This is a genomic window from Acetatifactor sp., from assembly GCF_982438285.1.
Window position 1 is genome coordinate 1 of sequence record NZ_CEWDFQ010000330.1, and the last position, 3,418, is coordinate 3,418.

A 3,418-nucleotide genomic window follows, 5' to 3' on the forward strand; every position below is an offset into this window, starting at 1 on the left:
GTCATAATACAACTAAATAATTCTTAATTTTAACTTACAATTTGTTACAAATTTGTAGTAAATATGTAATTTTCCTGATTGCCATATGACGGGCCATGCTTTACAATAAGAGCAAAAGATGAAAAGACTTCGGAATGGAGATTTGTGTAAAAAATATGAAAGAACAGCTCTACACCATCCCTCTCAACGATGCGGTAAATGCCGGGGATGAATGTCCCTTTTGTTATATCGAGCGCAGCGTGGAACAGGATCTGCTTGATTTTGTGCTGGGAAGCGGCTCCTCCTATATGGAAGCGGATATCCGGGAGATTACGGACAAGATGGGCTTTTGCAGAACGCACTTCCAGAAAATGTTCGACTATGGAAACACTCTGGGAAATGCCTGGATTTTAAAAACCCATTATCAGAAAATGATCGGGGAAATGAAACAGCAGTTTGCCGGTTTTCGTCCCGGTAAATCCTCCCTGAAGGACAAATTCCGCAAGGCCGCCTCGGATGCCAACCCCATCGGCATGTGGATTGCGCAAAAGGAAGCCTCCTGCTATATCTGCAGTCAGTTTCAGGACACCTATGCAAGATATCTGGATACCTTCTTTTACCTGTTTAAACAGGATTCTGCCTTTCGTGAAAAAATAAGGAACAGCAAGGGCTTTTGCCTGCACCATTTCGGAGATTTATGCCAGGGCGCCGATGAAAAGCTCTCCCAAAAGGAAAAAGAGGCCTTTTATGAAATGGCTCTGCCTCTCATGGAGGAAAACATGGAACGCATTTCCGGCGACGTGGCCTGGCTGGTGGAAAAGTTTGACTATCGAAACCGTGATGCGGATTGGAAAAATTCCAAGGATGCCATCCAGCGGGGGATGCAGAAACTAAAGGGCGGGTATCCCGCAGACGGACCCTACCGCATGAACAAGTAAATCCTTGTCTGCTAAGTAACCCGCTGCAAAAGCTGTTTCATCATATCCAGATAGCCTGCGATTTCTTCATACAGCATTTCCGGCTGAAAAGAGGTGTCCAAAAAGCGCTGGGTCATCAACCCCTTCGAGGTAAAATCCAGCATTTTGCGCAGCTTTACGCCGTCAATCCCCTCGGGAAGCGCCGTGAGATCGGCCTGACTGTTTATGGTTTCATAGACATCCAAAAGCTCGTTCTTTTTCTCCTCCACCGCAAGCAGCGCTTCCTTTACATCCTCCGCCATGGAACGGTTTAAGAACTGCTGCATATAGGGATATGCGCGCAGGGCGTGCATGCGCGCGCATTCCGTCTGCTTCATCAGCTCGAACAAATCCCTCTCATTTCGGTCTACACAGGCCTTTATCTCCAATATCATATAACGCACGCTGTATTCGTATACAAAGGCGTAAACCCCCAGCTTACTCTCAAAATAGTGAAACAAAAGCCCCTTGCTGATGGATGCCTCCCGCACAATATCGTCCGTGCTGGCATGGCGGTAGCCATGAAGGGCAAACATCTTCAAAGCAGCGTTTATCATCCTATCCTGCTTCTCCTTCTTCAAGTCGAAAAACTTGTCATTCATGAAATGGCTCCTTCCTTCAACTACCTATCTTATCACAGGCGCCGGGAAAACAAAATATTTTTCAGAAATTTAATACATATTCTCTTTTCATTTCCACAAAATAGTATTAATATATTACTGTAAAGAATAAATGGAAAGGAGCAACCCATGGCAAAGAAATTTGGCAAGTTCTTACTCTTCACCGCCGCAGTGGGCACAGCGGCTGCCGCTGTTTATTACTATATGAAGAAAAAGGATGCTGATCTGTCGGTGTCCGATGAAGATGACGAAGATTATGACGATTTCAGCGATGATTTAGATGACGATGCGGATTCCTCCTCCCGCAGCTATGTCCCTCTAAATAGAGACGCGTCCGAAGAAGCCTCTTCCGATTCCGACGCAAAGGAAAACGGCGGCGAGGATTTCACGCCTCTGTCTGAACAGATAAAGGAAGCCGCTCACAAAACGGAAGAAAAACTGGAGGAGACAGTGGAGGAATTTTTTGACGAAGAGGACACAAACGAAGAGGAGCCTCCCATTAAAGATAATTAATTGCAAAAAGAAGCTGCAGGAGCTTTCATAGCCAAGCCTCCTGCAGTTTTTTGATTCCCCCGGCAATCTGTCCGTCCGTCAGGCCTCCGAAGCCCAGCAGCACCGCAGCTTTTTCATATTTTCCGCTCTCTGAATCCACCAGACTGTCCGAGAGTCCATACACCTTCACCCCTTTTGCCGCAGCCCTTTTTATCAGCTCCTCCTCCGACACCTGGCCTTTGGCCGTCAAAAGCAGATGCAGTCCGGCGTGCTCCCCCGATATTTGAAAATGCTTCTGAAAAGGCTTTAGTCCCTCCAGTAAAAGCTCATGCTTTCCCCGGTAGATTTTCCGCATCTTATTCAAGTGACGTTCAAAGCTGCCATCCTGAATAAACTCATTCAATATCCTCTGGTCAATACGGGACACAGTGCAGGAGTAAAACCAGCACTCCCTTTGATAACGCTTAAGCAGCGTCTCGGGCAGAACCATGTAGCTTACCCGGATAGCAGGTGCAATGGCCTTGGAAAAGGTGCCGATATAGATCACCTTGTCGTGATCATCCGATGCCTGCAGCGACGGCACGGGCTTTCCCCGATATCGAAATTCACTGTCATAATCGTCCTCAATCAAATATCTCTCCGGCTCCCTGGCAGCCCAGTTGAGCAGCTCCGCCCTGCGTCCTATGGGCATTACCGTCCCCGTTGGAAACTGGTGGGAGGGCATCACATAGGCTACGCTCACATTTTCCTTTTCCAGGCCGGACACCATCATTCCATTTTCATCCATATCCACAACAAAAATGCGATAGGCAAAGGACTGGAAAATACGGTAGGCCCGCTTATAGGTGGGATTCTCCATGGCAATACGCACATGTCTCCCCAAAATTTTTTCCAAAAGCATCAGCAGATAATCGTTTCCCGCACCCACGATAATCTGCTCCGGCCTGCAGTTCACACCCCTGGAGGAATGGAGATATCTGTTTATGGTAAGACGCAGGTCATAGTCTCCCTGGGCCTCCCCCTGGGAAAACAATTCACTGTTTCCGTAATTTAAAATGTTTTTGGTAATTCTTTTCCAAACTCCAAAGGGAAAGCCAGACATATCAATGCCGTTTGGTGAAAAGTCAAGAAGAGGCTCCGGCGCCCCCTGCTCCTTTTCTTTTGGCTTTTCCTCCGGTCTAAATGGAGAAACCTCCCCTGAAAAAGCTTTTATGCCTTCTTCTGAATGTTCCCCTTCCATCAAGAAAAGCTCCTCTAAAGGGCACACAAAGTATCCCTTGTAAGGCCTCGCCTCAATATAGCCTTCGCTGACAAGCTGGTCATAGGCATATTCCACGGTGCTTCTGGCTACCTGCAGATATTCAGCCAGAG

The 3,418-nt window shown here is 47.3% G+C and carries 4 protein-coding genes; 2 read left to right on the forward strand and 2 right to left on the reverse strand.

Translation table 11 applies throughout. The features are described 5' to 3' along the window. The first annotated feature begins 155 nt into the window (after positions 1–155). Entirely contained in the window at positions 156–917 is a 762-nt protein-coding gene (locus AC1WIP_RS13350; protein ID WP_481142288.1) for a DUF6062 family protein, read from the forward strand. Between the two features lie 11 nt (positions 918–928). Here the strand turns inward: AC1WIP_RS13350 and AC1WIP_RS13355 are convergent, their stop codons facing one another. Beyond that, on the reverse strand, positions 929–1,537 hold the full coding sequence (locus AC1WIP_RS13355) for a TetR/AcrR family transcriptional regulator (RefSeq protein WP_481142289.1): 609 nt from the start codon (positions 1,535–1,537) through the stop codon (positions 929–931). A gap of 147 nt (positions 1,538–1,684) precedes the next feature. On the opposite strand from AC1WIP_RS13355, the gene AC1WIP_RS13360 reads away from it, so the two are divergent. After that, on the forward strand, positions 1,685–2,068 hold the full coding sequence (locus AC1WIP_RS13360) for a hypothetical protein (protein WP_481142290.1): 384 nt from the start codon (positions 1,685–1,687) through the stop codon (positions 2,066–2,068). 25 nt (positions 2,069–2,093) lie between these two features. On the opposite strand, the gene pdxR is transcribed toward AC1WIP_RS13360, so the two are convergent. After that, positions 2,094–3,418 (reverse strand): MocR-like pyridoxine biosynthesis transcription factor PdxR (gene pdxR / locus AC1WIP_RS13365; protein WP_481142291.1); only part of this gene is annotated, 1,325 nt, incomplete at its 5' end.

Bases quoted from the DNA above. Each gene is read 5' to 3' on its own strand.
- AC1WIP_RS13355 (WP_481142289.1), bottom strand. From the start codon at position 1,537: ATGAATGACAAGTTTTTCGACTTGAAGAAGGAGAAGCAGGATAGGATG.
- AC1WIP_RS13360 (WP_481142290.1), top strand. From the start codon at position 1,685: ATGGCAAAGAAATTTGGCAAGTTCTTACTCTTCACCGCCGCAGTGGGC.
- AC1WIP_RS13350 (WP_481142288.1), top strand. From the start codon at position 156: ATGAAAGAACAGCTCTACACCATCCCTCTCAACGATGCGGTAAATGCC.